The following is a 26,667-nucleotide window of genomic DNA, read 5'->3' as shown; positions in this document are numbered from 1 at the left end:
CGGGGTCAACATCCTCGCGGCAAAAGAGCACTTGAAGACGTCGGTTTTTAAGGGTTGCGGATGTTAACCCCTCATCGCTCGGAATGCAAAGCCTCTGATCGAAAACCGCTGGTCGGGGCATCACGTGGCGACTATTATGCGCGCCTTCGAATTCAGCCTAAACAAGGCGCAAACCCATGCTAGTACTGGGATTAGAAACCTCCTGCGACGAAACCGGCGTCGCATTGTATGACAGTGAACGCGGTCTGCTGGCCGACGCGCTGTTCAGTCAGATCGACCTGCACCGCGTCTATGGCGGTGTGGTGCCGGAGCTGGCCTCGCGTGACCACGTCAAACGCATGCTGCCCTTGATCCGTCAGGTGTTGGCCGAGGCCGACTGTGTGCCGACCGAGATCGACGCAATCGCCTACACCGCAGGTCCTGGCCTGGTCGGCGCGCTGTTGGTCGGTGCGTCCTGCGCGCAGGCGCTGGCGTTTGCCTGGGGCATTCCGGCGCTCGGCGTGCACCACATGGAAGGCCACTTGCTGGCACCGATGCTGGAACCGAAACCGCCGCAATTCCCGTTCGTCGCTTTGTTGGTGTCCGGTGGTCATACACAGCTGGTTCAGGTCGATGGCATTGGCCAATACAGCCTGCTCGGCGAGACGCTCGACGATGCGGCCGGCGAAGCCTTCGACAAAACCGCAAAGATGATGGGCCTTAATTACCCCGGCGGGCCGGAAATCGCCAAGCTGGCCGAGAAGGGCGTCGCAGGACGTTTCACTTTTCCGCGTCCGATGTGTGACCGCCCGGGTCTGGACTTCAGCTTCAGCGGCTTGAAAACCTTCGCCCTCAACACCTGGCAGCAATGCGTCAGCGCCGGGGACGACGGCGAGCAAGCCCGTTGCGACATCGCGCTGGCGTTCCAGCAGGCCGTGGTGGAGACTTTGACCATCAAGTGCAAGCGCGCCCTCAAACAGGCGGGCATGAAGCAACTGGTGATCGCCGGCGGCGTCAGCGCCAACAAGGCGTTGCGGGTTTCGCTGGAAAAGATGCTCGGTGATATGAAGGGCGATGTGTTTTACGCACGTCCCGAGTTCTGCACCGACAATGGCGCAATGATCGCGTTCGCCGGTTGCCAGCGCCTGAAGGCCGGTCAGCAGGAAAGTCTGGCAATCACCGTGCAGGCACGCTGGCCGATGGAACAATTGTCGGCGCTGTAATGAGCGACGCTCAGGGACGGCAGCTAGAAATGCCGTTCGCGCCCGGCAAACAGGTCGCGTAGATTGCCGCGATGACGCCAGACAATCAGCAAGGTCAGCGCGCTCATTGGCAGCAAGGCTTCCGGCTCTTGCCAGGCCAGCAACGGCAGGGTCAGCGGTGTGGCAATCAGCGCCGCCAGCGAGCTGGTGCGGGTCAGGTAGAACGTCAGCAGCCAGGCGCAGACCGCCAGCAGCGCGGCGGGTGGATACAGGCCAAGCAGCATGCCGGCGGCAGTGGCAACGCCTTTGCCGCCGCGAAAGCGAAAGTACAAAGGGAACAGGTGACCGATCACGGCGCACACGCCAATCCAGGCCTGATCCTGCAGTGAGAGGCCCGCGCTTGAGGCGATCAGCACCGGCAGCAGGCCTTTGCACAGATCACCGAGCAGGGTCAGGATCGCCAGTTTGCGACCGGCCAGGCGCAGCATGTTGGTGGCGCCGGCATTACCCGAGCCACTCATTCGTGGATCCGGATTTCCGGTCAGGCGGCTGAGCAAAATGGCGAAGGACAGCGAGCCGAGCAGGTAGGCGAGAATCGCCAGTAACCAAAACATGCTAACTATTCCGGGCGAGGACGCCCTGATTCTAACGGCGCATCGCGCCCTTGTCGTGCAGCGGAGAGAAGTGCTTGGACAGAGTGTTTATCGAGGGCCTGGAAGTCGACACCGTGATCGGTGCCTATGACTGGGAGCGCGGCATCCGTCAGTGTCTGCGTCTTGATCTGAGCTTCGCCTGGGACAATCGCCCGGCCGCCGCCGGTGACGACCTGACCCTGGCGCTCGATTACGCCAGCGTTTCCACGCGCATTCAGGCTTTTGCCGAGCAGGCGCAGTTCCAGTTGGTCGAAACCTTTGCCGAGCGTCTGGTTGAAGTGCTCATGGCCGAATTCAAGATCACCTGGGTGCGACTGAAACTGACCAAGCCGGGCGCCGTTCCAGCGGCCAAGGGTGGTGTGGGTGTGGAGATCGAGCGCGGATGTCGCTGACTCAGGTCTACCTCGGGCTCGGTAGCAATATCGAGCGCGAAACCCATTTGCGCGCCGGTCTCGATGCGCTGGCCAAATTTCTGGTGGATATCCGTTGTTCGGCGGTGTTCGAGAGCCAGCCGGTGGGCATCAAAAGCGGGCCGTTCTTCAATTTCGTGGTCTCGGCCTACACGGACCTGCCGTTGATGGAGCTCGATCGGCGCTTGAAATTCATCGAGGCGGACAACGGTCGTTATGCCCCGGATCGCAAGGGCTTGCCGCTGGATATCGACGTGCTGCTGTATGGCGATCTGGTGGGTAACTTCGACGGATTGGTACTGCCGCGTGCGGAAATTCTGAAAAATGCCTTTGTGCTGTGGCCGCTGTCGTTGATTGCGCCGCAGCGGGTGCATCCGGGGGTGGGCCAAAGCTTTGCGACGTTGTGGGCTGAGGCGCAAATTGATCAGGTGTTGGCGCCGGTTGCGTTCGAATGGCGGGGGGAGCAGCTCACGCCTTCGGAGTTGCGGTGATATCAAATGCGCTTTCGCGAGCAGGCTCGCTCCCACATTGGATCGAGGTCTCCTGTGGGAGCGAGCCTGCTCGCGAAGTTTTTTATCAGGCCGTCGCCGCCTCTTTGTAGGCTTTCAACGCCTTCAGTCGTTCCCGCTTCAGCGCTTCGCCCAGTTCCGGCCCCTTGAATCCTTGCTCCAGCAATGGCTGCACCGCCACCGCTCGCGCAGCCTTCGCGGCTCCGCGCAAATAATCCGCCTGTGGATAACTGCGCTGCTCCAGGCCCTTGCGGCCACGGGCGTCCATCTCGCACGCGGCGATAAACTCTTCGAATCGCTGCGGCCGGCGATAGATATCGAAACTCTGCAGCAACTCCAACAGCGTCGAGGCTTTCAGCTCCAGCGCCCGGTGCCCATGGGTGTGGTACTGGCCGACCAGCAGCGCCAGTTCCTGACAGTCCTTGGGGACCTTGAAGCGCTCGTTGACCGCTTTGATCAGCTTCAGCCCGGTGTGCTCATGGGCGATATGCCTGGGCCATTCTTCTTCCGGCGTGAGGCCTTTGCCCAGGTCATGCAGCAGGCAGGCCCAGCGCACCGTCAGCGGTTGTTTGTGCAAAGCTGACTGCTCCAGCACGCTCAAGGTGTGCAGGCCCGTGTCGATTTCCGGGTGATGGGTCTCCGGCTGCGGTACGCCGAACAAGGCGTCGACTTCCGGCATTAGCTCTTTGAGTGCGCCACAGTCGCGCAAGACTTGGATGAACACCTGTGGATGGTCTTCCAGCAGTGCCCGGGAAATCTCCTTCCAGCTACGTTCGGCAGTCAGCGCCTGTAATTCGCCGGACTCGCTGAGCTGACGCATCAGGTCCATGGTCTCGTCGGCAACCGTGAAGCCCAGCCCGGCGTAGCGCGCAGCAAAACGGGCAACACGCAGGACACGGAGCGGATCTTCGGCGAATGCCGGGGAAACATGGCGAAGGATTCGCGCTTCAAGATCGCGCTGGCCGTGGTACGGATCGGTCAGGTTGAGTTGATCGTCCTCGGCCATGGCATTGATCGTCAGGTCGCGGCGAATCAGATCTTCTTCAAGCGTGACTTCAGGACTTGCATAGAAGGTGAAACCTCCGTAACCGCGTCCGCTTTTGCGCTCGGTGCGGGCGAGGGCGTATTCCTCACCGGTTTTCGGGTGCAGAAACACCGGGAAATCTGCGCCGACCGGGCGGAATCCCTTGGCGAGCATTTCTTCAGTGGTTGCACCGACCACGACCCGGTCGACATCAGTGACCGGCAACCCTAACAGGCGATCACGTACCGCGCCGCCAACCTTGTAAACCTGCATAAAAAACCTCCGTCAGTCCGACAGGATAACCCTTGCGTCAGACTTTCGGAGGCCAGAACCGGATCAAAGATGAATCACGGCCAGATCGAGCCGGCCGTAATCGCCCTCGCTGTGTTCACTGCGTGGCGGCACGTGATGGGTTTTCATGATCTGGTCGCCTTGCAGGGTTTCCAGATGAATGTCGAAGCCCCAGAGCCGGTGCAGGTGCTTGAGCACTTCTTCGGTGGAATCGCCCAAAGGTTTGCGGTCGTGCTGCTGATGGCGCAGGGTCAGCGAGCGATCGCCGCGCCGATCGATGCTGTAGATCTGCACGTTCGGCTCACGATTACCGAGGTTGTACTGCGCAGCCAGGGTTTCACGGATGATGCGGTAGCCGCCCTCGTCATGGATGGCCGGCACCAGCAGATCGTCTTTCTGGTCGTCATCGAGAATGCTGAACAGCTTCAGGTCGCGGATCACTTTGGGCGACAAGTACTGCAGGATGAAGCTCTCGTCCTTGAAACTGCTCATGGCGAACTTGATGGTCGACAGCCAGTCGGAACCGGCGATGTCCGGGAACCAGCGGCGATCTTCTTCGGTAGGTTCTTCGCACATGCGCCGAATGTCGCGGTACATGGCGAAACCCAGTGCGTAAGGATTGATGCCGCTGTAGTACGGGCTGTCGAAACCCGGCTGGAACACCACGCTGGTGTGCGAGGTGAGAAATTCCATCATGAAGCCGTCAGTGACCAGGCCTTCGTCATACAGATCATTCATCAGCGTGTAATGCCAGAACGTCGCCCAGCCTTCGTTCATCACCTGAGTCTGGCGCTGCGGATAGAAATACTGGGCGATCTTGCGCACGATGCGCACGATTTCGCGCTGCCACGGCTCCAGCAGCGGTGCGTGTTTTTCGATGAAATAGAGGATGTTTTCCTGCGGCTCGGCCGGGAAGCGGGCGTTGTCCTTGTCGCTGTATTTATCCGCGCCCTTGGGAATGGTGCGCCACAGATCATTGATCTGCTTCTGCATGTGCTCTTCACGATCCTTTTGCCGCCGGCGTTCCTCTTCGGCGGAAATCGGATACGGCCGCTTGTAGCGGTCGACGCCGTAATTCATCAAGGCATGGCAGGAATCGAGCAGATCTTCTACGGCGTCGATGCCGTGGCGTTCCTCGCACTGCATGATGTACTGCTTGGCGAACACCAGGTAATCGATGATCGAGCTTGCGTCGGTCCAGGTGCGGAACAGGTAGTTGCCCTTGAAAAAACTGTTGTGGCCATAGCAGGCGTGAGCCACCACCAGCGCCTGCATGCAGATGGTGTTCTCTTCCATCAAATAGGCGATGCACGGGTCGGAGTTGATCACGATCTCGTAAGCCAGGCCCATCTGCCCGCGACTGTAGGATTTCTCTGTGCTGAGGAAGTGTTTGCCGTAGGACCAGTGGTGATAGCCCAGCGGCATGCCCACCGAGGCATAGGCGTCCATCATCTGCTCGGCGGTGATCACTTCGATCTGGTTGGGATAGGTATCCAGCGCGTAGCGGGCCGCGATCCGGGCGATTTCACGGTCGTAGGTCTGGATCAGCTCGAATGTCCATTCGGAGCCGGTGGAAATCGGTTGGCGTTTCTGCTCTTTGGCGGTCATGTCACTAACCTGCGCTGGAAGAGTTCACGGAAGACCGGATAGATATCTCCGGCCGAGACCAGTTGCTGCTGGGCAAAGGTGTCAGAGAAGGCTTCGGCGATGCGTTCGTATTCGTACCACAGGGCCTGATGTTCGCGCGGGGTGATCTCCACGTAAGTGTAGTACTGCACAAACGGCATGATCTGGTTGATCAGGATGTCGCGGCAGATCGGCGAGTCGTCGTTCCAGTTGTCGCCGTCGGAGGCCTGAGCGGCGTAGATGTTCCACTCGTTGCTCGGATAGCGCTCGGCCATGATTTCCTGCATCAGCTTCAGCGCGCTGGAAACAATGGTGCCGCCGGTCTCACGAGAATAGAAAAACTCCTCCTCATCCACCTCTCGGGCGCTGGTGTGGTGACGGATGAACACCACGTCGATCTTGTCGTAGTTACGCTTGAGAAACAGGTACAGCAAGATGAAAAAGCGCTTGGCGATGTCCTTGGTCGCCTGCGTCATCGACCCGGAAACGTCCATCAGGCAGAACATCACTGCTTTGGAGCTGGGGTTGGGTTGCTTGACCAGCAGGTTGTATTTCAAGTCGAAGGTATCGAGGAACGGCACGCGGTGAATGCGTGCGCTGAGTTTTTCAATTTCAGCCTCGAGATCCTGGATATCGCCGAAGTTGTCCGGTTCTTCGCGCTTGAGCCGTGCCAGCTCTTCCTTGGCTTCACGAAGCTTTGCCCGGCTGCTGCCGGACAGGGCAATACGACGTGCATGTGCTGAGCGCAGGGTGCGGATGATATTGATGCGTGAAGGGTTACCTTCGTTGCTGATCCCGGCGCGTACGGTTTTGAACGTGTCGGTACCGGTCAGATTGCGTTTGACCAGGTTCGGCAGTTCCAGGTCTTCGAACATGAACTCGAGGAATTCCTCCTGAGTGATCTGGAAGACGAACTCGTCCATGCCTTCACCGGAGTTGCCTGCCTTGCCCGGGCCGCGCCCACCGCCGCCTCCCGGTGGACGAGCGATATGTTCACCGGCCGTGAACTCTTTGTTACCGGGATGCACCACGGTCTGCTTGCCGCCGCGTCCATGATGAAGCACCGGCTCGTCGATATCGCGGCCGGGAATGCTGATCTGCTCGCCGTGCTCCATATCCGTGATGGAGCGGCGACTGACTGCCTCTTCGACAGCCTTCTTGATGTGGTCACGGTAACGCCGCAGAAAACGCTGGCGGTTCACCGTGCTCTTGTTCTTGCCATTGAGGCGTCGGTCGATCACATAGCTCATAAGGCCCCTCCGGGGAGCTTCAAGTTTTGAGCTGCAAGCTGCAAGTAAAAGCGAATGCCCGTGTTTTCGGGTTCACGCGCTTGGTTCTTGCAGCTTGTGGCTTATAGCTTGCAGCTGCCTCACTGCGACTTGCGGACCCGCAGGTACCATTCGGACAGCAGGCGTACCTGTTTATCGGTGTAGCCACGTTCAACCATTCGCGTAACGAAGTCGTTGTGTTTCTGCTGATCCTCCTTGCTGGCCTTGGCGTTGAAACTGATGACGGGCAGCAGGTCTTCGGTGTTGGAGAACATTTTCTTCTCGATGACCACCCGCAGTTTTTCGTAGCTGAGCCACGTCGGGTTCTTGCCGTTGTTGTTGGCCCGGGCGCGCAGGACGAAGTTGACGATTTCGTTGCGGAAATCCTTCGGATTGCTGATGCCGGCCGGTTTCTCGATTTTCTCCAGTTCTTCGTTCAGCGCCACGCGGTTGAGAATCTCGCCGGTTTCCGGGTCGCGATACTCCTGATCCTGAATCCAGAAATCCGCATACAACACGTAGCGGTCGAAGATGTTCTGACCGTATTCGCTGTAGGACTCCAGATAAGCGGTCTGGATTTCCTTGCCGATGAACTCGATGTAGCGCGGCGCCAGGTATTCCTTCAGATAGCGCAGGTAGCGTTCGCGGGTTTCGGCCTGGAACTGTTCCTGTTCGATCTGTTGTTCAAGCACATAGAGCAGGTGCACCGGGTTGGCGGCGATTTCATGTGGATCGAAGTTGAACACCTTGGAGAGGATCTTGAAGGCGAAGCGGGTCGACAGACCGTTCATGCCTTCGTCGACACCGGCCGAATCGCGATACTCCTGAATCGACTTGGCCTTCGGATCGGTATCCTTGAGGTTTTCACCGTCGTAGACGCGCATCTTCGAATAGATGTTGGAGTTTTCCGGCTCCTTGAGGCGCGACAACACGGTGAACTGCGCGAGCATTTTCAGGGTGTCCGGTGCGCAGTGCGCCTTGGACAGGGAACTGTTGAAAAGCAGTTTGTCGTAGATCTTCACTTCGTCGCTGACGCGCAGGCAGTACGGCACTTTGACGATGTAGATCCGGTCGATGAACGCCTCGTTGTTCTTGTTGTTGCGGAAGGTGTGCCACTCCGACTCGTTGGAGTGAGCCAGCAAAATCCCGGTGAACGGAATCGCGCCGAGGCCTTCGGTACTGTTGTAGTTACCCTCCTGAGTAGCGGTCAACAATGGGTGCAGCACCTTGATCGGCGCCTTGAACATTTCGACAAATTCCATCAGGCCCTGGTTGGCCCGGCACAGCGCACCGGAGTAGCTGTAGGCGTCGGCGTCGTTCTGCGGGAATTCTTCGAGCTTGCGGATATCGACCTTGCCGACCAGCGCCGAGATGTCCTGGTTGTTCTCGTCACCGGGTTCGGTCTTGGCCACGGCAATCTGATTGAGGATCGAGGGGTACAGCTTGACCACGCGGAACTGGCTGATGTCGCCGCCGAATTCAGCCAGGCGCTTGGTCGCCCAGGGCGACATGATGGTGTTCAGGTAGCGCCGTGGAATACCGAAGTCTTCCTCGAGGATCGCGCCATCTTCAGTGGCGTTGAACAGACCCAGAGGTGATTCGAAGACCGGCGAGCCCTTGATGGCGTAGAAAGGTACCTTCTCCATCAGCTGTTTCAGCTTCTCGGCCAGGGACGATTTACCGCCACCGACGGGGCCGAGCAGATAAAGAATCTGTTTCTTCTCTTCCAGGCCTTGGGCAGCGTGGCGGAAATACGAGACGATCTGGTCGATGCATTCTTCCATCCCGTGGAAGTCTTCAAAGGCCGGATAGCGGCGGATCACCTTGTTGGAGAAGATGCGCGACAGCCTCGAATTGGTCGAAGTGTCGAGCAGTTCCGGTTCGCCGATCGCCATCAACAGACGCTCGGCGGCGGAAACGTAGGCGCTGCGATCGTTTTTGCACAGCTCCAGGTACTCCTGCAGAGAGAGTTCTTCCTGGCGTGTGGATTCGAAGCGTTGTTGGAAGTGGCTAAAGATACTCATGACGTCACCTCGCTCGATACGTGGAGCCGACGCCGGATCACTCAGTCGATGCTGGCAGCAGTCGCTGTGGCAACTGCTGTTTACCCCCCAGAATTCTCCCACGGTCGACAAACCGCGAAAGCTACTCCCGATGATCCGCGCGCCGGTGTACCGGCTCTCCCCTGATTTGGATGGCCTGCGCTTAAGGATAGTTGGGAATTCGAGAGGTAAAGGCGAGATACGTAATTAGTTGTGGCAGACCGTTCGTCTGCCGCGCGCAGGCCCACGGCAGCCGGGGCCTGCGCCGCGCAAAAAATTTATTCGTCGGTGCCTTGCGCGGTTTCCGAAGGATAGGTCGTACGCCATAGCTCGAAACCGCCATCCATGCTGTAGACGTCGGAGAAGCCCTGGCCGACCAGATAGGCGGCTGCGCCCTGGCTGGAATTGCCGTGGTAGCAGACCACGACGGTCGGTGCATCAAGATCGGCGCCTTGAATGAAAGCGTGCAGCGAATGGTTGTCGAGATGCTTCGAACCGCTGATGTGCAGCGCGGCGAAGGTCGCTGGATCGCGTACGTCAACCACAACGGCGCCTTGTTCACGCAGGGCCTGCGCCTGTTCCGGGGGGATTCGTTTGAATTCGCTCATGGCGGGTTCCTGTAGCTCAACTGAAAATGCAGTCTAACGCGGCGCGTCGACTGGCGAAGATTCGGGGATAAGTGGTGCGACCGAGGGCGCAAGCCCGCCGTGTTCATCGCATTTGCACGAGAGGCGTTCGCCGCTGTCGACGTTCATCAGCGTCAGGCTGCCGCCCCATACACATCCGGTGTCCAGCGCGGAAATGCCCGGCTCGTGGATATTGCCCTCGAGCGCAGCCCAGTGACCGAAGATAATGCGCAGGCCGCGGGTCTTGCGCTCCTTGTGCTGAAACCACGGCTTGTAGCCGGGCGGGGCGCTGTCCAGGCCTTCCTTGCTCTTGAGGTCGAGCTTGCCCTCAGCGGTGCAAAAGCGCATGCGTGTGAAGTAATTAGTGATCACCCGCAGGCGATCAATGCCTTTGAGGTCGTTGTCCCATCTCGCCGGTTCGTTGCCGTACATGCCGTCAAGGTAGGCGGGGAACACGTTGTCGTCACGCAGGGCGGTCTCGACTTCGGCGGCGCACTTCAGGGCGCGGCGCAGCGACCATTGCGGCGGGATGCCAGCATGGACCATCGCAACATCGCGTGTTTCGTCGTAATGCATCAGCTTCTGCTGGCGCAGCCATTCCATCAGTTGCGGGCCGTCGGGGGCATCGATGATCTCGCGCAGTGTGTCGCTTTTCTTCAAGCGTTCGATCTTTTTCGCGGCGGCCAGCAGATGCAGGTCGTGATTGCCGAGTACGCAAACCAGCGACTCGCGCATCTCGTAGAGAAAGCGCAGGGTTTCCAGCGACTGCGGGCCACGGTTGACCAGATCGCCGACAAGCCACAGCCGATCAAGCGTCGGGTCGAACGCGACTTGCCTGAGCAGACACTTGAGCGGCTCCAGGCAGCCTTGCAGGTCACCGACCGCGTAAGTCGCCATCAGTGCAGGGCTCCGGGTACGGCGAGGCGAAACGGTTTGATGACGGCATCGAAATGTTTGCCGTCATCGGCGAGCATTTGATAAGTGCCCTGCATGGTGCCGACCTTGGTGGTCATCACCGTGCCGCTGGTATACGTGTGGCTCTTGCCTGCATCGATCAACGGTTGCTGGCCGACGACGCCTTCACCGCGCACTTGTTCAGCATGGCCGTCACCATCGGTGATCACCCAATGCCGGGACAAAAGCTTGGCCGCAATCTTGCCGTTGTTCTGCACGGTAATGGTGTAGGCGAAGGCGAAACGGTCGTGTTCGGGTTGCGATTGGTCTGCCAGATAGTGGGTGACGACGCTGACATCGACCTGATAACGGGAATCGGACATGCAAGAAGGCCTTAACGAAGCGGAACGCGGGGCGTAGCTGATGGGGAATCAGTCTAGGCAAGTATCGGGCAGTAAACCAGAGTGGTGTGCTGCCCGATAGCGTTCATCGCGGGTCAGTCGGCGGCGGGAGCTGCCGGGACCTGTATCGCGAGCTGGTCGGCCAGGCGCACGAATGCAGCCAGATCCAGCTGCTCGGGACGCAGGCTGCCATCGACGCCGGCGGCTTCGATTTCGGCATTGCTGAGCAATTGCTTGAGGGTATTGCGCAGGGTTTTGCGGCGCTGATTGAAGGCTTCGCGCACCACGCGCTCCAGCAACTTGTGATCCTTGGCCGGGTGCGGCAGTACCGCGTGGGGCACCAGACGAACGATCGCCGAATCGACTTTCGGCGGTGGATTGAATGCGCCCGGGCCGACATTGAACAGATGCTCCACGCGGCAATGGTACTGAACCATGATCGACAAACGACCCCAGTCACCGCCACCCGGGCCTGCAGCCAGACGCTCGACCACTTCTTTCTGCAACATGAAGTGCATGTCACGAATGATGCCGGCGTTGTTCAGCAGGTGAAAAATCAGCGGCGTGGAAATGTTGTACGGCAGGTTGCCAACCACCCGCAGGCTGTTCGGCGCGGCGTTCAGCGTGTTGAAGTCGAACTTCAGCGCATCGCCCTGATGCAGGTTGAAATTGCTCATGCCGGCAAACTGCTGGTTGAGGATCGGGATCAGATCCTTGTCCAGCTCCACTACGTCGAGTTGCGCGCCGGAGCCGAGCAAACCTTGGGTCAGGGCACCCTGACCGGGGCCGATTTCCAGCAGGCGGTCGTCAGCCTTGGCATGGATGGAGCGCAGGATGCGGTCAATAACGCCGGCATCGTGCAGGAAGTTCTGGCCAAAGCGTTTGCGCGCCTTGTGTTGGTATTGCTCGTTCATAAACGGGTCTCGGCCATCTGGTAGGCGGTTTCCAGGGCGACTTGCAGGCTGCCGGTGTCGATCCTGCCGCTGCCGGCCAGATCCAGGGCGGTGCCATGGTCGACCGAGGTGCGGATGATCGGCAGGCCCAGCGTCACGTTGACGGCAGCGCCGAAGCCTTTGTACTTGAGCACGGGCAAGCCCTGGTCGTGGTACATCGCCAGCACTGCGTCGCAGTGCTCCAGATATTTGGGGGTAAACAGAGTGTCGGCAGGCAGCGGGCCACGAAGGTCCATGCCCTCGCCGCGCAGGCGCTCTAATGTCGGTTCGATGATGTCGATTTCTTCATGGCCCAGGTGGCCGCCTTCACCGGCGTGCGGATTAAGACCGCAGACCAGAATGCGTGGCCGGGCGATGCCGAATTTGTCTTGCAGATCGGTGTGCAGGATTCGCGTGACCCGCTCCAGCCGCTCTGCGGTGATCGCATCGGCAATCTCGCGCAGTGGCAGATGCGTGGTGACCAGCGCCACGCGCAAACCGCGAGTGGCAAGCATCATCACTACTTGCGCGGTGTGCGTCAGGTCGGCGAGAAATTCGGTGTGTCCGGAGAACGCGATACCCGATTCGTTGATCACGCCTTTGTGCACGGGTGCGGTGATCATCCCGGCGAAGTCGCCGTTCAGGCAGCCGTTGCCGGCGCGGGTCAGGGTTTCGAGGACGAATGCCGCGTTGGCCGTGTCCAGTTGTCCGGCGACTACCGGTGCGCTGAGTGGCGTATCCCAGACGTACAGGCTGTTGGCCGGCGCTGGAACATTTGGCCACTGCCCGGGCGCGACATCCAGCAGATTGACGGCCAGCCCCAGCTGCGCGGCCCGCTCAATGAGCAGGTCGCGGCTGGTAATGGCTATCAGGGGATGTGGCTGGGCTTGCGAGGCGAGCAGCAGGCACAGGTCGGGACCGATGCCGGCCGGTTCGCCGGGTGTCAGCGCGAAACGCTTGGGTTTCACTGCGCTGCCTGGTCTGCACCAGGGAGTTTGATCTCTACGTATGCTTCGTCACGGATCTGACGCAGCCAGGTTTGCAGCTCTTCGTCGTATTTGCGGTTGCGCAGTACGGTCATGGCTTGCTGCTCACGGGCCTGTTCGGTGCTGTCAGTGGCGCGACGGCCAAGGACTTCCAGCACGTGCCAGCCATATTGGGTCTGGAACGGCTTGGACAGCTGACCTTGCGGGGTCGAGGCCATCACTTCGCGGAATTCCGGCACCAGCGCGTTCGGGTCGATCCAGTTCAGGTCGCCGCCGTTGAGGGCGGAACCCGGGTCTTCCGAGTAGTTTTTCGCCAGCTCGGCAAAGTCTTCACCGGCGCTGATGCGGTCATACAACGATTGCACTAGGGCCTTGGTCTTGGCTTCGTCGCGGATCGGGCTCGGCTTGACCAGGATGTGGCGCACATGCACTTCGTCGCGCATCTGCGCTTCGCCGCCACGCTTGCCCAGCAGCTTCAGAATGATGAAGCCGCCCGGTGTGCGCGCAGGTTGAGTGATGTCGCCGACGGCCATGCTGCTCAGTTCGCGGTCGAACGGCGGTGGCAGTTGCGCGGCTTTACGCCAGCCCATGTCGCCGCCTTCCAGCGCGTTGTCGCTGCCGGATTTGGCCACGGCCATCTGACCGAAGTCGGCGCCTTGCTTGAGCTGCTGGTAAACCTCCATGGCCTGACGCGCGGCGCTCTGAATGGCTTCAGAGTTGGCGCTTTCCGGGGTCGGAATCAGGATGTTGGCCAGGTGCAGTTCTTCGGACAGTTGCATCTTGCCGAGGTCGGAGGCGAGGAAGTTCTTCACTTCCTGCTCGGAAACCTGGATGCGCTCGGCCACGCGACGCTGACGCACGCGGCTGATGATCATCTCGCGCTTGATCTGATCACGGGCGTCGTCATAGTTCAGGCCATCACGAGCCAGCGCTGAGCGGAACTGATCGACCGTCATGTTGTTGCGCTGGGCAATGGTGCCAACAGCCTGGTTGAGCTCTTCGTCAGTGATGCGGATGCCCGAGCGCTCGCCGATCTGCAGTTGCAGGTTTTCGACGATCAGACGCTCGAGCACTTGCTGATCGAGCACGCCCGGAGGCGGAAGACCGCCACCGCGCTTGGCGATGGTCTGCTGAACTTCGTGAACCCGCTGGTCCAGTTGGCTCTGCATGACCACGTCGTTGTCGACGATCGCCACCACTTTATCGATGGACTGTACGGCGGCGTTGGCCGCCGTACCCAGGAACAGCGCGCCCAGCATCAGCGGGCGCAGACAATCAGAAAGCTTGGTCTTCACGTTCACGATAACCTTGAATGCCTTGATCGAGGAAACTCTCTACCTTGGCGCCAGTCAGGCCGCCGAGCCCCTTCAGAACAATTTGGAGGAAGACGCCATGGTCGCCTTTTTCGTTTTGCGGAGCTTCCTGGCTGAACTCGTCATAGGCAACCCAGTAACGGTTGATCAGGCGCAGTTTCCAGCAGCAGTTGTCATATTCGAAACCACCGAAGGCTTCCAGCGTGCGATTGCGGTTGTAGTCGTACTGCCAGCGGCTGATGGCGCTCCACTGCGGAACGATCGGCCAGATGACCGAAAAGTCATGCTGCTGGATCTTGTAGTAGTCCTTCACGTAGCCAGGCTGGCCCGGGGTGCCGTAGTCACCACCGCCCACCGACCATTGACCGGTATTCTGGTCGTAGCGAATCTGGTCGTTGCGATAGCGATAACCGGCGTTGATGACCTTGTTCGGGTTGTCCGCAGGCTGATAATGGAACATCGCACTGCCGGAGCGCGGGCTACGGCTGTCCGGATCCCAGTTGTAATCGGCAGTGGCGCGCCAGTCGCGGTTCCAGCGGTATTCGTATTCCAGCGCGTACGGAGAAACATTTGATTTGGAGTCGGCGCGGGTTTTTGCATCGATACCCGGCAACTGCACTTCACGATTCTTGAAGTAGTAGGCCTGACCTACGCTGATGCGCTGGCGCTCGAAACCATCTTCTTCGATCCAGCGACTGGTCACGCCCAGCGACAGTTTGTTCTCGTCACCGACGCGGTCGGCACCGGAGAAACGGTTGTCACGGAACAGCGACGAGTAGTTGAAGGTGTACTCGCTGGTGTCGAAGATCGGGATATCGGACTGGTCTTCCTCAGGAACATAGAGATAGAACAGGCGTGGTTCCAGCGTCTGGCGATAATTCTTGCCAAAGTAGGATGTATCGCGATCGAAGTACAGGCCGCTATCGACACTGGCGATCGGAACACCACGATTCTGATTGCTGCTGAATTTGCCGTAGAGCTTCTGGTTTTCTGGCGACAGCGCATCGATCTGAGATTTGCCGGTGCCGTCCAGATCAAGCTGATACTGAGTGTATTGATACTTCAGGGAAGGCTTGAGGAAACCGTAACTCCAGTTCATCGGCAGGCTAACGCCCGGCTTCAGATTCAAACGGTCGCCGGTGGCACGAGCCAGCCCGGTGATGTTCCTGTCCAGGCGAGGTGATGCAATGCCATCTTCGTCGACGAAATCTCCATCGCGCAGGTCGCGATCAAAACGTACCAGCTCTGTCTCGTAATCGAAATTCAGGCCTTCCGGATGATATGGCAGCTGACCATTGAAGGTGATCTGCGGCAGGCGGTCATACGGCGTGATGCTCGAAACGGTGGCCAGTTGATAGGCCTGGGCGTTCAACTGTGCGGTGTAGCTGTCGCCGCGATAGGTGATTGCGCCTTGCTGGTTGACGTAATCTGCACTCTTCACACCGATCTGATCGGTCTGCAGATCCTGGAAGTAATACGGATCGCTGATCTTGGTGTAGTCGACCTGGGTCATCACGCGGGAGTCGAGACCGCCCTTGTGCTGCCAGTTGTACATATAGCGAGTGTCTTTGTAGTCGGACTGAAGCTTGCGATCGTCGTTCTCATCGTTGAGATACGCCGCACCGAACTGACCTTCGCTCGATTTGGTCAGGTAGCGGAACTCACCTTCCATCAGCATGCCGCGCTTGCTCATGTAGCGCGGGTACAACGTGGCGTCATAGTTCGGCGCCAGGTTGAAGTAGTACGGGGTGAGCAGCGTGAAGCCGGTGTCGCTGCCCGAACCGATGGTTGGCGGCAGGAAACCGGACTGGCGACGGTCGTCGATCGGGAAGTAGATGTACGGCGTGTACAGAATCGGGATGTCTTTGACGCGCAAGGTCACGTTGGTCGCGGTGCCGAAACCGGTCGCCGGGTTCAAGGTGATGTTGTTGCCCTTGAGCTGCCACGCGTTGCTGTTCGGTTCGCACGTGGTGTACGTGCCGTCCTTCAGGCGGATGATCGCGTTTTCGGCACGCTTGGCGTACAGCGCGTTACCGCGGATGCGCGATTTGTGCATAACGTATTCAGCGTTGTCGACCTTGGCTTCACCGGTGTCGAGCTGCACATCGGCGTGGTCGCCGACGATCAGCGCGCCGTTGTCGCGGATGCGCACGTTGCCGGCCAGTTCACCACGGCTTTCGGCCTGATACAGGTTGGCCTCGTCGGCCTCGACCTGCATGCTGCCCTGACGCATGACCACGTCACCGGCGAGGCTGGCGACCTGGGTGTCCTGCTCGTAACGCGACGCTTTGGCACCGATGAAGGTCGGCGCGTCACTTTTATTCGTCTTGTCATTCATGCCAGGACGAATCGGTTCGATATAGGAACCAGAGCAGTAAGGACCGGTCTCGGCCAGTTGGGCGGCAGTGAGCTTCTCGCGCGGAACCCAGTCGAGGTGACTGTAGTCTTCGCTACGGGATTTCAGGCCGCGGCCCTTGGACTCGGTGACCAGTGCGGTTTTTGCACCGGTCTCTGCGCCTGAACCGTTGTCGGCCGGAGCCTCGCCAGCAGCGCTGACGGCACTGCCGTCATGCACCGGACGCGGCGGCAATGCCGCGGCGGGCGACTTGGGCGCACAGTCCCAGCCACCCGTAGCCGAGACGGAGCAGTCATACTGCTCGGCGGCAACAACGAATTGACTGGCCAGAGGTTGCATAGCCAGCAGACTGCCGGTTACCAACAACGGAAATTTTTTACGAAACGCGGGGGATTTCAATGCCATCTTATTAGTCCGGGCTTCCTGCGTGCCATCTGCCCGCGGTGTGGGCCGCACGCCTCTCGATGGTCTGAAAAAGATGCTGGATAATAAAGCATGACCCGCTTGACGGCTAGCGCCGTCGGAGACCCTTGCAATGCCTGACCAAGATGTACGCTTGCAACACCTGAAAGTTTGGCTCGATGAGCAGTTGGCAAAGCTGTTTGCCGAGCAGGGCTGGGGCACCGTGCCCCCGGCCACGTTGACCGCGGCCAGCAGCGACGCGAGTTTCCGCCGCTACTTCCGCTGGGAGGGCGATGGTCGCAGCTTCGTCGTCATGGACGCGCCGCCACCCCAGGAAAACTGCAAACCGTTCGTGGATATCGCCTTTTTGCTGGCGAAATCCGGAATTAATGTGCCGAAAATTTACGCCGAAGACCTCGAGCGCGGTTTTCTTTTGCTCAATGACCTGGGCAACAAGACCTATCTCGACGTGATCGATGGCGAAAATGCCGACGCGTTATTCCACGATGCCCTGCAAGCGCTGTTGGCTTTTCAACAGTTGCCGATGGTTGCGCCGTTGCCCAGTTACGACGTCGCCTTGTTGCGCCGTGAGCTGGAATTGTTCCCCGAGTGGTACGTCAAGCGCGAGCTGGGCGTCGAGTTCGATGCGGCCCAGCAGCAACAGTGGCAGCACGTCAGCGAGTTGCTGATCGACAGCGCGCTGGCGCAGTCGAAAGTGCTGGTGCACCGCGACTACATGCCGCGCAATCTGATGCTCAGCGAACCCAACCCCGGCGTGCTGGATTTCCAGGACGCGGTGTACGGCCCGGTGACTTACGACGTGACTTGCCTGTTCAAGGATGCCTTCCTCAGCTGGCCGGAAGAACGCGTGCGCGGCTGGCTGGAAAGTTATTGGCAGCAAGCCTCGGCGCTGGACATCCCGGTGCAGGCGGATTTCGAAGACTTCCTGCGCGCCAGCGATCTGATGGGCGTGCAGCGTCACCTGAAAGTCATCGGCATCTTCGCGCGTATCTGCCACCGCGATGGCAAGCCACGTTATCTGGCGGACGTGCCGCGCTTCTTCTCCTATATAGAAGCAGTGATCGCCCGCCGTCCTGAACTGGCGGAACTGCAAGCGCTGTTCAGCAGCTTGCGTGCTGGAGCGACGGCATGAAGGCAATGATCCTGGCAGCGGGCAAAGGCGAGCGCATGCGCCCGCTGACCCTGACCACGCCGAAACCGCTGGTGCGTGCCGGCGGTGTACCGCTGATCGAGTATCACCTGCGCGCCCTCGCGGCCGCAGGTTTCAACGAAATCGTCATCAACCACGCATGGCTCGGCCAGCAGATCGAGGATCATCTGGGCGACGGCTCGCGCTTCGGCCTGAGTATTCGGTACTCGCCGGAAGGCGAACCGCTGGAAACCGGTGGCGGGATTTTCCGTGCACTGCCGTTGCTCGGTGATGATGCGTTTCTGGTGGTCAACGGCGACATCTGGACCGATTACGACTTCAGCGTGCTGCACCAGCCGATCAATGGCCTGGCGCACCTGGTGCTGGCGGACAATCCGGCGCATCACCCGAACGGCGACTTCAGCCTGATCGACGGCAAAGTGCAGGACGGTGAGCCTGATGCGGCGACCCTGACCTACAGCGGTATCGCCGTGCTTCATCCGCAGCTGTTCGACGGTTGCAGCGACGGTGCTTTCAAGCTCGCGCCGCTGCTGCGCAATGCCATGGCCAATGGCGAAGTGACGGGCGAGCGTCTGAAGGGGCATTGGGTGGATGTCGGGACCCACGAGCGTCTGGCCGAAGCCGAAGCCTTGATAGAAGCGAGTCGCTGAGATGCTGTGGCCAGGGACTCTGATTGGAGCCGGAGTGGGGTACGCGATTGCCAGCATTCCGGGGGCCATGCTTGGGGCGTTGTTGGGGCAGGCGCTGGATCGGCGCCTGCACTTGCAGAGCTGGGGACATTTACGCGAAAAGCTCGGCGGCCGGCCGATGCTGCGCAACGATGAATTGCTGTTCGTCTTGCTCGGGCGTCTGGCCAAGAGCGACGGGCGCGTCACTGACGGGCATATCCAGCAGGCGCGCAATGAAATGCGCGCACTGGAAATGAGCGAGCCGGCGACGCGCCGGGCCATCGCTGCGTTCAATCGCGGCAAGTCCGGCAGCGACAATCTGCGCGGCTATCTGCGCCGTCTGAGTGCGCAACCGCATGCGGCTGAAGGTGTGTTGCGCGCCTGTTGGCGGATGGTCTGGGCCGACGGTCGCGCTGGGGTGAGTGAGCGCGAGTTGCTGGCGCAGTGGGGCAAGTGGCTGGGCTGGACGCCGCAGCAGGTGCAGGCATTGGCCAGCGATTACGAGCCGGGCAAGCGGCCGATCGTCAGTGCGGCGGTGAGCTACCAGGAGGCGATGAAATTGCTTGGGGTGTCGGCGAGCAGCGAGCCGGCGCAGATCAAGCGCGCTTACCGGCGATTGCTCAGTCGCCATCACCCGGACAAGATTGCCGGCAGTGGCGCGACCCCGGCACAGGTGCGTGAGGCGACCGAGCGTACGCGGGAATTGCATAGCGCTTATACGCTGATTCGCGAGCGGCGGGATTTTCGCTAGGAATTAGATGGGTTTTGCTTGTGCTTGCCTCTTCGCGAGCAGGCTCGCTCCCACATTGAATTGTGCATAGATCCAATGTGGGAGCGAGCCTGCTCGCGAATTAAGGGCGACTCGGTGGAACAGTCAGTCAACAGCCTGAGGATTCAACCAGCCCCGCACCCGCCGAAACAATTGCTCCTGCTCAGCCTTTTTGTCCGGCAACACCTTCAGCGCCACCTGGCTGAATGCCGAGGTCTTCAGACGCTTGCTCGCCTGCATGCGCTCCAGCGCTGCGTTGCGATCCAGCGCTTTGTCCATGTAGAAAATATCCACCGTCGGCAGCTTCAGCGTCGGCGTCAGTTCGGCCAGTGGCGGCAGGGCTTTGGCCGGTGCTTGCGCATCGACCATCACCAGTTTTTCCACCTGCGGCGTCTGCCGCTCGCTGAGAAAACGCGCCGCCCAGTAGGCGCCGGTGCCGTGACCGAGCACGACAATGCTGCGCGCGCTCTGCTGTTCGGCGTAGGCAATCGCCGCGTCAATCCTTCCGAAGATGCGATCGGCATCGGCCTTGGCTTGTTCTTCGCTGGTCTCGGCGACCACCTGTTCGGCAACTTCCGCTTCACCGCCTGCGGCTTGCTCGATCGGTTGCGCGGTGGCGGCATCCTTGCTTGCGGTTTCCGGGGCTTTCGGCGCGGCGGCCGGTTCGATTACGCGCGGAGCAATGGCGTCGCCTTGCAGATCCGGCAGGGTGATACTCAGGCTGCTCCACTCGACGTCCGGCAATTTGCGTCGCAACGGGCCGACTGCCTGCGGCCAGTCAGCGGTTTCGCCGGCACCGGGAACGATGATCACCGCACCTTTGGGTTCGGCGCTGTTGGCCGGTTTCCACAGGGCGAGGAAAGTGTCGCTGCCAGCCTGCAGTTGTTGCTGCTCTTGCGCCGGCAGTTTACGTTGCAGTGCGGCGGCCTCTTCCTGACTACGCTCAAGCAGTGGCTGGCGCTCGGCCGGTTTTTCTTCGGCGGGTTTATCCGTGGCGGCAGGCGCAGGGTCGGCGGCTTCGACGGAAAACGCACAAGGCAGGATCAGCGACAGGCACAATGCTGGCAGTGCCAGGCGGTAGACAAAGGGCATCGGTTATTCCAGGCCAGAAAAGTATCCTGGCAGCCTAATGGGTTGGTCAGAATTTGTCAGTGTATGAGACTTCAATGAAGCGATTTTGCTGCCTGTGGGTTATCGGCTGTTTGTGGTTTCCCTTGATGGGCTGGGCGGCGCCTGCGCCGCCGGCTCATGCCGCGCAATTGTCGCCAGAGAAGCAGCAATGGCTGGCACAGCACAACGAATTGCGCGTCGGCCTGGTGTTGCAGGCGCCCTACGCGACCTACGATCGGCGCTTGCAGCGATTGTCCGGGGCCAATGTCGAGTTGATGAAGCTGCTGGCCAAAACCCTCGGCGTGGAGCTGAGCTGGCGCAACTTCCAGGATCTCGGAGCATTGGAAAACGCTTTGCGCGAGGGCGAGATCGACATCGCCCCGGGCCTGAGTCAGACTCCCAGCGCGCTGCGCCTCTGGCAGTTTTCCGACCCGTACATGCGCGTGCCGCAACTGGTGGTCAGCGACCAGAAAAGCAGTGGCGCGGTCGATCTGGAAAAACTCGACAGCCAGACCCGCGTCGCCGTGCGCATGCCGAGCAGCACCGCCGATTACCTGCGCAGCAACTATCCGCACTTGAATCTGCAAGGCGTGCCGCTGGAACGTCAGGCGTTGCAACTACTGTTGAGTCAGCAAGCCTCCTACGCGGTGGTCGACGAAGCGCAGTTGGGGCGCCTGTCGGTGGAGCCAGAATTTGCCGAACTGGTGGTGGTCGGCGATATCGGCCTTCCACAGCTGCTGCGCGTGGCCTCGCGGCGCGATTGGCCGGAACTGGCCGGCATCGTCCAGAGCGCCTTGCGCGCGATCCCGGCCAAGGATCTGGAGCAACTGCACAACCAATGGCTGCAGCCGAAATACCCACGGCTGACCGAGTCGCCGGGGTTCTGGCAGAACCTCAGTCTGTTGTTCGCGGTGATGCTCCTCAGTTGCGCGGCGATCGTGGTCTGGCAGCGGCGCCAACAGCACAGTCTCGAACAACGCTTGCTCAGCGCCCGCGAGGACATCGCGTTGCGCGCCGCCAGCGAAGAGGCCCTGCGACTGACGCAGTTTTCCATCGACCAAAGTACCGTCGGCATTCTTTGGGTCAATTGGGACAGCCATGTGCGCTACGCCAACCGCGCGGCGGAAAACATGTTGGGCTATCCCTCGGGCGGGCTGATCGAACGGCCGTTGATCGATTTCGAGCCCGGCCTGCACATGGATCGCTGGCTCAATCTGTGGAAGCGCGCGCGGGCCAGTGAAGAAGGACCGCTGAGCTTCGAAACCAGTTGCCTGCGCGCCGATGGCAGCGTGTTGCCGGCGGACGTGTCTTTGAGTTTTCTGCGTTTTCGCGACAGTGAATATCTGGTTGTCTACCTCACCGATGTCACCGACCGCCGCCGCGCGCTCGCCGCTTTGCAGGAAAGCGAGGCGCGCCTGCAAGGCATCGCCGCCAACGTTCCGGGTCTGGTGTTCAGGCTGGAGCGGGCACCGGTCACCGGGCAGATCGACTTTGCCTACATCAGCGAGGGCAGCGAAAGTCTGGTCGGTTATGCGCCGGCAGCCATCGCCCATCGCGACATGGGCCTGCGCAGCCTGGTGCACCCCGACGACAAGGCCAGTTATCACCGCACCCAAGATCAGGCGCTGGATAACGACAGCGACTGGTCGTGGCAGGGCCGCATCGTCACGCGCCAGGGTGAGCAGCGTTGGGCCGAGATCAAGGCGATCACCCGAAAACTGGAGGATGGCGCCTACGTGTGGGACGGCATCGTCTGGGACATCAGCGAAAGCAAACGCATCGAGCTGGAACTGGCGGCCTCGCGCGAGCAACTGCGCGAACTGTCGGCGCACCTGGAAAGCGTGCGCGAAGAAGAGAAGGCGCGCATCGCCCGGGAAGTTCATGATGAGCTGGGGCAAATGCTCACCGTGCTGAAACTGGAGACATCGATGTGCGAACTGGCCTACGCGCAACTCGATCCGGGACTCAACGAGCGGCTCAACAGCATGAAGCGCTTGATCGCGCAGTTGTTTCAGCTGGTGCGTGATGTGGCGACGGCCTTGCGCCCGCCGATTCTGGATGCCGGGATTGCCTCGGCCATCGAGTGGCAGGCTCGGCGTTTCGAGGCGCGCACACAGATACCATGTCTGGTGCAGGTGCCGGACAACCTGCCGGCGCTCAGCGATGCCAAGGCGGTGGGGCTGTTCCGGATTTTGCAGGAGGCGCTGACCAACGTGATGCGCCATGCTCAGGCGCATACGGTGGAGTTGACGCTGGAGCTTGCGGGCGATGAATTGTGTCTGACCGTCAGCGATGATGGCGTAGGATTTGTCGCCGCTGAAGGTCGGCCGACGTCGTTTGGCCTGGTCGGCATGCGTGAGCGGGTACTGATCATGGGCGGGCGACTGGAACTGGAGAGCGAGCCGGGGGAGGGCACCAGTCTTGAGGTGTGGGTGCCGGTGAGTGAGGTCTGAAGTTCTGTGTTGTGAGTGCGGACGCCTTCGCGAGCAGGCTCGCTCCCACAGGGAGAATGCATTCCAGGGTGGGAGCGAGCCTGCTCGCGAAATATTTTGGCTGAGGAGAAAAACTTGATCCGTGTACTGGTAGCCGAAGACCACACCATCGTCCGCGAGGGCATCAAGCAATTGATCGGCCTGGCCAAGGATCTGCAAGTCGTGGGGGAGGCGAGCAATGGCGAGCAACTGCTCGAAACCCTGCGCAGCGTGCCGTGCGAAGTGGTGCTGCTGGACATCTCCATGCCCGGCGTCAACGGCCTGGAAGCGATCCCGCGCATCCGTGCGCTGAACAATCCGCCGGCGATTCTGGTGCTGTCGATGCACGACGAAGCGCAAATGGCCGCGCGCGCCTTGAAGGTCGGCGCGGCCGGGTATGCGACCAAGGACAGCGATCCGGCGCTGCTGCTTACAGCAATCCGCAAAGTCGCCGCGGGCGGGCGCTACATTGACCCGGAACTGGCTGACCGAATGGTATTCGAAGTTGGCCTGACCGATACCCGGCCGCTGCATTCACTTTTGTCAGAACGCGAATTCTCGGTGTTCGAACGCCTGGCCCAAGGCGCGAACGTCAACGACATCGCCCTGCAACTGGCCCTGAGCAGCAAGACCATCAGCACGCACAAGGCGCGGCTGATGCAGAAGCTCAACATCACCTCGCTGGCGGAGCTGGTCAAATACGCGATGGAGCACAAACTCCTCTGAACCCGCCCCGCACCTGTAGGAGCTGTCGAAGGCTGCGATCTTTTGATCTTATAAACAGCAAGGTCAAAAGATCGTCCGATCGCGGCCCGAGCCTTCGGCAGCTCCTACATGAGACCGCGTTGGCATATCTGTTAGCGACAAACGCTTTTGCCCTTGCTCGCGGCTTGCAGCCCACCGCTCACCACTGCTTTATCCATTAGCGCCATCCTTGTAGGGCAATCCCTACACCCAACCTTCCATTGCGCTTAAGCGATTCTCTCCTGCGCCCCGATTTGCGTGGCCGCCGCCAGCCACTAGGCTTGATGAACAAGCAGTCATCAACAACAAAGGTGTGGGTATGAGCCAGGTCGATTCAAACGCAGGGGCCGGTGATGTGCTGGTCAGCTTTCGTGGTGTGCAGAAGAGCTACGACGGCGAGAACCTGATCGTCAAAGACCTCAACCTGGACATTCGCAAAGGCGAATTCCTCACATTGCTCGGGCCGTCCGGTTCCGGCAAGACTACCAGCCTGATGATGCTCGCCGGTTTCGAAACGCCGACCGCCGGCGAGATTCTGCTGGCCGGGCGTTCGATCAATAACGTGCCGCCGCACAAGCGTGACATCGGCATGGTGTTCCAGAACTACGCGCTGTTCCCGCACATGACTGTCGCGGAGAACCTTGCTTTCCCGTTGACCGTGCGCGGCTTGAACAAAAGCGACGTCAGCGAGCGGGTGAAGAAAGTCCTCAGCATGGTTCAGCTCGATGCCTTCGCTTCGCGCTATCCGGCGCAGTTGTCCGGTGGTCAGCAGCAACGTGTGGCACTGGCCCGCGCGCTGGTGTTCGAGCCGCAACTGGTGCTGATGGACGAACCGCTGGGCGCCCTCGACAAACAACTGCGTGAACACATGCAGATGGAGATCAAGCACCTGCACCAGCGCCTCGGCGTGACCGTGGTCTACGTAACCCACGATCAGGGTGAAGCGCTGACCATGTCGGACCGCGTGGCGGTATTCCATCAGGGCGAGATCCAGCAGATCGCGCCACCGCGCACCCTTTACGAAGAGCCGAAGAACACCTTTGTCGCCAACTTCATTGGTGAGAACAACCGCCTCAACGGCCGCCTGCTCAGCCAGAGCGGCGAGCGCTGCGTGGTCGAGTTGGGGCGTGGAGAGAAGGTCGAGGCGCTGGCCGTCAACGTTGGCCAGACCGGCGAACCGGTGACTCTGTCGATCCGTCCGGAGCGCGTCAGCCTCAACGGTTCGAGCGATCAATGCGTCAACCGCTTCTCAGGGAGGGTGGCGGAATTCATCTATCTGGGCGACCACGTCCGGGTGCGCCTGGAAGTCTGCGGCAAGACCGACTTCTTCGTGAAACAACCGATTGCCGAGCTCGATCCTGCGCTCGCTGTCGGCGACGTGGTACCGCTTGGCTGGCAGGTCGAGCACGTTCGTGCGCTCGATCCGCTTTTAGAGGCGCACTAAGCGCCCCGGCAATACCAACACCAACCCTGCACGTGGAGAGAACAATAAATGTTGAGATCCCTGAAGTTCACCGCCCTGACTCTGGGCCTGATGGGTGCGACCGGCGTAATGGCTGCCGGCCCGGACTTGACCGTGGTGTCGTTTGGCGGGGCGAACAAGGCGGCGCAAGTCAAAGCCTTCTATGCACCGTGGGAAGCGGCGGGTAACGGCAAGATCGTTGCCGGCGAATACAACGGCGAGATGGCCAAGGTCAAAGCCATGGTCGACACCAAGAGTGTGTCGTGGGATCTGGTCGAAGTTGAATCGCCAGAGCTGTCCCGGGGTTGCGACGAAGACATGTTCGAGCAACTCGACCCGGCCCTGTTCGGCAAGACCGAAGACTACGTCAAGGGCGCCATTCAGCCGTGCGGCGTAGGTTTCTTCGTCTGGTCGACCGTACTGGCGTACAACGCCGACAAGCTGAAAACCGCACCGACCAGTTGGGCGGATTTCTGGGACACCAAGAAATTCCCGGGCAAGCGCGGCCTGCGCAAAGGCGCCAAGTACACCCTCGAATTCGCTTTGATGGCCGACGGTGTTGCGCCGAAAGACGTCTACAAAGAGCTGGCGAGCAAGGGCGGCCAGGATCGCGCGTTCAAGAAACTCGATGAGCTCAAGCCAAGCATTCAGTGGTGGGAAGCCGGTGCACAACCGCCGCAATACCTCGCTTCCGGCGACGTGGTGATGAGTTCGGCCTACAACGGTCGTATTGCTGCGGTGCAGAAAGAATCCAACCTGAAAGTGGTGTGGAACGGCGGCATCTACGACTTCGACGCCTGGGCAATCCCGAAAGGCCTGGACGCCAAGCGCGCCGAAGCGGCGAAGAAATTCATCGCCTTCTCGGTGCAGCCGCAGCAGCAGAAGACCTACTCGGAAAACATCGCCTACGGCCCGGCCAACACCCAGGCCGTACCGTTGCTGGCCAAGGATGTCCTGAAAGACATGCCGACCACCCCGGAAAACATCGCCAACCAGGTGCAGATCGACGTCAGCTTCTGGGCTGATAACGGCGAGCAACTTGAACAGCGCTTCAATTCCTGGGCGGCGAAATAACCACTGTTTTACCTGTATGGAGGATGGCAAGGGGCTTTTGTGGCGAGGGGATTTATCCCCGTCGGGTTGCGAAGCAGCCCCAAAGCCATACCCGCTCGGTGGGTCAGATAAACCGCATTCTCAGGTTTTACGACTGCTGCGCAGCCGAACGGGGATAAATCCCCTCGCCACAAAGGTTCGCTGCCACAGGAAGGCTCGCTCCCACAGGTAGCAGTGTTTCAACGCAACAGAGGTGGTTCGCCACCTCTGTAACGATCAAAGATTTGCGGAGTACGTCATGGCCA

At 60.3% G+C, this 26,667-nt stretch carries 23 protein-coding genes; 10 read left to right on the top strand and 13 right to left on the bottom strand.

Annotation, left to right across the window (positions count from 1 at the left end):
* Positions 1 to 176 precede the first annotated feature (176 nt).
* Positions 177 to 1,202: a tRNA (adenosine(37)-N6)-threonylcarbamoyltransferase complex transferase subunit TsaD gene (gene tsaD / locus D6877_RS15785; protein WP_130911392.1), complete on the top strand. Its 1,026-nt coding sequence runs from the start codon at positions 177 to 179 to the stop codon at positions 1,200 to 1,202.
* A gap of 23 nt (positions 1,203 to 1,225) precedes the next feature.
* On the opposite strand, the gene plsY is transcribed toward tsaD, so the two are convergent.
* Positions 1,226 to 1,795, bottom strand: a complete 570-nt coding sequence (plsY, locus tag D6877_RS15780; RefSeq protein ID WP_024014548.1) for a glycerol-3-phosphate 1-O-acyltransferase PlsY — start codon at positions 1,793 to 1,795, stop codon at positions 1,226 to 1,228.
* 74 nt (positions 1,796 to 1,869) lie between these two features.
* Here plsY and folB point away from each other — a divergent pair, with 74 nt between their 5' ends.
* Both folB and folK read left to right on the top strand, forming a co-directional pair.
* Positions 1,870 to 2,226: a dihydroneopterin aldolase gene (gene folB / locus D6877_RS15775; RefSeq protein ID WP_016772885.1), complete on the top strand. Its 357-nt coding sequence runs from the start codon at positions 1,870 to 1,872 to the stop codon at positions 2,224 to 2,226.
* The gene (gene folK, locus D6877_RS15770; RefSeq protein WP_130911391.1) at positions 2,217 to 2,735 is read left to right on the top strand and encodes a 2-amino-4-hydroxy-6-hydroxymethyldihydropteridine diphosphokinase; all 519 of its coding nucleotides are present in this window, start codon (positions 2,217 to 2,219) and stop codon (positions 2,733 to 2,735) included. The genes folB and folK overlap by 10 nt, the downstream gene beginning before the upstream one ends.
* 85 nt (positions 2,736 to 2,820) lie before the next feature.
* Here the strand turns inward: folK and D6877_RS15765 are convergent, their stop codons facing one another.
* The 11 genes from D6877_RS15765 to D6877_RS15715 form a co-directional block, all read right to left on the bottom strand.
* Entirely contained in the window at positions 2,821 to 4,050 is a 1,230-nt protein-coding gene (locus D6877_RS15765) for a multifunctional CCA addition/repair protein (protein WP_130911390.1), read from the bottom strand.
* Positions 4,051 to 4,113: 63 nt separating this feature from the next.
* Positions 4,114 to 5,676, bottom strand: coding sequence for a SpoVR family protein (locus tag D6877_RS15760; protein ID WP_024014545.1), 1,563 nt, complete (start codon positions 5,674 to 5,676; stop codon positions 4,114 to 4,116).
* Positions 5,673 to 6,944 (bottom strand): YeaH/YhbH family protein, encoded by a 1,272-nt coding sequence (locus tag D6877_RS15755; protein ID WP_056786661.1) that lies wholly within the window; start codon positions 6,942 to 6,944, stop codon positions 5,673 to 5,675. Before D6877_RS15755 ends, D6877_RS15760 begins: the two co-directional genes overlap by 4 nt.
* 119 nt (positions 6,945 to 7,063) lie before the next feature.
* Entirely contained in the window at positions 7,064 to 8,986 is a 1,923-nt protein-coding gene (locus D6877_RS15750) for a PrkA family serine protein kinase (protein WP_016772892.1), read from the bottom strand.
* A gap of 296 nt (positions 8,987 to 9,282) precedes the next feature.
* Entirely contained in the window at positions 9,283 to 9,612 is a 330-nt protein-coding gene (gene glpE / locus D6877_RS15745) for a thiosulfate sulfurtransferase GlpE (RefSeq protein WP_122748131.1), read from the bottom strand.
* Positions 9,613 to 9,645: 33 nt separating this feature from the next.
* Complete coding sequence (locus tag D6877_RS15740) at positions 9,646 to 10,527, bottom strand: symmetrical bis(5'-nucleosyl)-tetraphosphatase (RefSeq protein ID WP_130911389.1); 882 nt, start codon at positions 10,525 to 10,527, stop codon at positions 9,646 to 9,648.
* Entirely contained in the window at positions 10,527 to 10,907 is a 381-nt protein-coding gene (apaG, locus tag D6877_RS15735) for a Co2+/Mg2+ efflux protein ApaG (protein ID WP_130911388.1), read from the bottom strand. The genes D6877_RS15740 and apaG overlap by 1 nt, the downstream gene beginning before the upstream one ends.
* A gap of 113 nt (positions 10,908 to 11,020) precedes the next feature.
* Positions 11,021 to 11,839: a 16S rRNA (adenine(1518)-N(6)/adenine(1519)-N(6))-dimethyltransferase RsmA gene (rsmA, locus tag D6877_RS15730; RefSeq protein WP_039757718.1), complete on the bottom strand. Its 819-nt coding sequence runs from the start codon at positions 11,837 to 11,839 to the stop codon at positions 11,021 to 11,023.
* On the bottom strand, positions 11,836 to 12,825 hold the full coding sequence (gene pdxA / locus D6877_RS15725; RefSeq protein WP_130911387.1) for a 4-hydroxythreonine-4-phosphate dehydrogenase PdxA: 990 nt from the start codon (positions 12,823 to 12,825) through the stop codon (positions 11,836 to 11,838). Before pdxA ends, rsmA begins: the two co-directional genes overlap by 4 nt.
* The gene (surA, locus tag D6877_RS15720) at positions 12,822 to 14,144 is read right to left on the bottom strand and encodes a peptidylprolyl isomerase SurA (protein ID WP_178083694.1); all 1,323 of its coding nucleotides are present in this window, start codon (positions 14,142 to 14,144) and stop codon (positions 12,822 to 12,824) included. The genes pdxA and surA overlap by 4 nt, the downstream gene beginning before the upstream one ends.
* A complete protein-coding gene (locus tag D6877_RS15715) occupies positions 14,119 to 16,917 on the bottom strand; it encodes an LPS-assembly protein LptD (RefSeq protein WP_130911386.1) in 2,799 nt (932 codons plus the stop codon). Before D6877_RS15715 ends, surA begins: the two co-directional genes overlap by 26 nt.
* A 130-nt stretch (positions 16,918 to 17,047) precedes the next feature.
* Here D6877_RS15715 and D6877_RS15710 point away from each other — a divergent pair, with 130 nt between their 5' ends.
* Genes D6877_RS15710 through D6877_RS15700 form a run of 3 tightly spaced genes read left to right on the top strand, consistent with a single transcriptional unit; the run spans position 17,048 to position 19,504 of the window.
* Positions 17,048 to 18,067, top strand: coding sequence for a phosphotransferase (locus tag D6877_RS15710; RefSeq protein ID WP_130911385.1), 1,020 nt, complete (start codon positions 17,048 to 17,050; stop codon positions 18,065 to 18,067).
* Complete coding sequence (gene murU, locus D6877_RS15705; RefSeq protein ID WP_130911384.1) at positions 18,064 to 18,735, top strand: N-acetylmuramate alpha-1-phosphate uridylyltransferase MurU; 672 nt, start codon at positions 18,064 to 18,066, stop codon at positions 18,733 to 18,735. Before D6877_RS15710 ends, murU begins: the two co-directional genes overlap by 4 nt.
* Position 18,736: 1 nt before the next feature.
* Complete coding sequence (locus D6877_RS15700; RefSeq protein WP_130911383.1) at positions 18,737 to 19,504, top strand: TerB family tellurite resistance protein; 768 nt, start codon at positions 18,737 to 18,739, stop codon at positions 19,502 to 19,504.
* A 123-nt stretch (positions 19,505 to 19,627) separates the two neighbouring features.
* On the opposite strand, the gene D6877_RS15695 is transcribed toward D6877_RS15700, so the two are convergent.
* Entirely contained in the window at positions 19,628 to 20,614 is a 987-nt protein-coding gene (locus D6877_RS15695) for an alpha/beta hydrolase family protein (protein WP_130911382.1), read from the bottom strand.
* A gap of 74 nt (positions 20,615 to 20,688) precedes the next feature.
* Between D6877_RS15695 and D6877_RS15690 the strand changes: the two genes are divergently transcribed.
* The 4 genes from D6877_RS15690 (at position 20,689) to D6877_RS15675 (ending at position 26,383) form a co-directional block, all read left to right on the top strand.
* The gene (locus D6877_RS15690) at positions 20,689 to 23,085 is read left to right on the top strand and encodes a sensor histidine kinase (protein WP_130911381.1); all 2,397 of its coding nucleotides are present in this window, start codon (positions 20,689 to 20,691) and stop codon (positions 23,083 to 23,085) included.
* 114 nt (positions 23,086 to 23,199) lie between these two features.
* Positions 23,200 to 23,829: a response regulator transcription factor gene (locus D6877_RS15685; protein ID WP_130911380.1), complete on the top strand. Its 630-nt coding sequence runs from the start codon at positions 23,200 to 23,202 to the stop codon at positions 23,827 to 23,829.
* Positions 23,830 to 24,166: 337 nt separating this feature from the next.
* A complete protein-coding gene (locus D6877_RS15680; RefSeq protein WP_130911379.1) occupies positions 24,167 to 25,291 on the top strand; it encodes an ABC transporter ATP-binding protein in 1,125 nt (374 codons plus the stop codon).
* 90 nt (positions 25,292 to 25,381) lie between these two features.
* Entirely contained in the window at positions 25,382 to 26,383 is a 1,002-nt protein-coding gene (locus tag D6877_RS15675; protein WP_241662911.1) for an ABC transporter substrate-binding protein, read from the top strand.
* Positions 26,384 to 26,667: the final 284 nt, after the last annotated feature.

The sequence above is a fragment of the Pseudomonas sp. Sample_9 genome, from assembly GCF_004307535.1.
GTDB lineage: Bacteria > Pseudomonadota > Gammaproteobacteria > Pseudomonadales > Pseudomonadaceae > Aquipseudomonas > Aquipseudomonas mercuritolerans.
This window is presented reverse-complemented; position numbering and strand designations above follow the sequence as displayed.

Excerpts from the sequence above, each read along its gene's own strand:
- D6877_RS15675 (WP_241662911.1), top strand. The coding sequence starts at position 25,382 with ATGGGTGCGACCGGCGTAATGGCTGCCGGCCCGGACTTGACCGTGGTG.
- D6877_RS15700 (WP_130911383.1), top strand. The coding sequence starts at position 18,737 with ATGCTGTGGCCAGGGACTCTGATTGGAGCCGGAGTGGGGTACGCGATT.
- D6877_RS15690 (WP_130911381.1), top strand. The coding sequence starts at position 20,689 with ATGAAGCGATTTTGCTGCCTGTGGGTTATCGGCTGTTTGTGGTTTCCC.
- D6877_RS15750 (WP_016772892.1), bottom strand. The coding sequence starts at position 8,986 with ATGAGTATCTTTAGCCACTTCCAACAACGCTTCGAATCCACACGCCAG.
- rsmA (WP_039757718.1), bottom strand. The coding sequence starts at position 11,839 with ATGAACGAGCAATACCAACACAAGGCGCGCAAACGCTTTGGCCAGAAC.
- plsY (WP_024014548.1), bottom strand. The coding sequence starts at position 1,795 with ATGTTTTGGTTACTGGCGATTCTCGCCTACCTGCTCGGCTCGCTGTCC.
- D6877_RS15760 (WP_024014545.1), bottom strand. The coding sequence starts at position 5,676 with ATGACCGCCAAAGAGCAGAAACGCCAACCGATTTCCACCGGCTCCGAA.
- tsaD (WP_130911392.1), top strand. The coding sequence starts at position 177 with ATGCTAGTACTGGGATTAGAAACCTCCTGCGACGAAACCGGCGTCGCA.
- D6877_RS15755 (WP_056786661.1), bottom strand. The coding sequence starts at position 6,944 with ATGAGCTATGTGATCGACCGACGCCTCAATGGCAAGAACAAGAGCACG.
- murU (WP_130911384.1), top strand. The coding sequence starts at position 18,064 with ATGAAGGCAATGATCCTGGCAGCGGGCAAAGGCGAGCGCATGCGCCCG.
- D6877_RS15695 (WP_130911382.1), bottom strand. The coding sequence starts at position 20,614 with ATGCCCTTTGTCTACCGCCTGGCACTGCCAGCATTGTGCCTGTCGCTG.
- D6877_RS15740 (WP_130911389.1), bottom strand. The coding sequence starts at position 10,527 with ATGGCGACTTACGCGGTCGGTGACCTGCAAGGCTGCCTGGAGCCGCTC.
- D6877_RS15680 (WP_130911379.1), top strand. The coding sequence starts at position 24,167 with ATGAGCCAGGTCGATTCAAACGCAGGGGCCGGTGATGTGCTGGTCAGC.
- apaG (WP_130911388.1), bottom strand. The coding sequence starts at position 10,907 with ATGTCCGATTCCCGTTATCAGGTCGATGTCAGCGTCGTCACCCACTAT.
- D6877_RS15765 (WP_130911390.1), bottom strand. The coding sequence starts at position 4,050 with ATGCAGGTTTACAAGGTTGGCGGCGCGGTACGTGATCGCCTGTTAGGG.
- folK (WP_130911391.1), top strand. The coding sequence starts at position 2,217 with ATGTCGCTGACTCAGGTCTACCTCGGGCTCGGTAGCAATATCGAGCGC.
- D6877_RS15710 (WP_130911385.1), top strand. The coding sequence starts at position 17,048 with ATGCCTGACCAAGATGTACGCTTGCAACACCTGAAAGTTTGGCTCGAT.
- glpE (WP_122748131.1), bottom strand. The coding sequence starts at position 9,612 with ATGAGCGAATTCAAACGAATCCCCCCGGAACAGGCGCAGGCCCTGCGT.
- D6877_RS15715 (WP_130911386.1), bottom strand. The coding sequence starts at position 16,917 with ATGGCATTGAAATCCCCCGCGTTTCGTAAAAAATTTCCGTTGTTGGTA.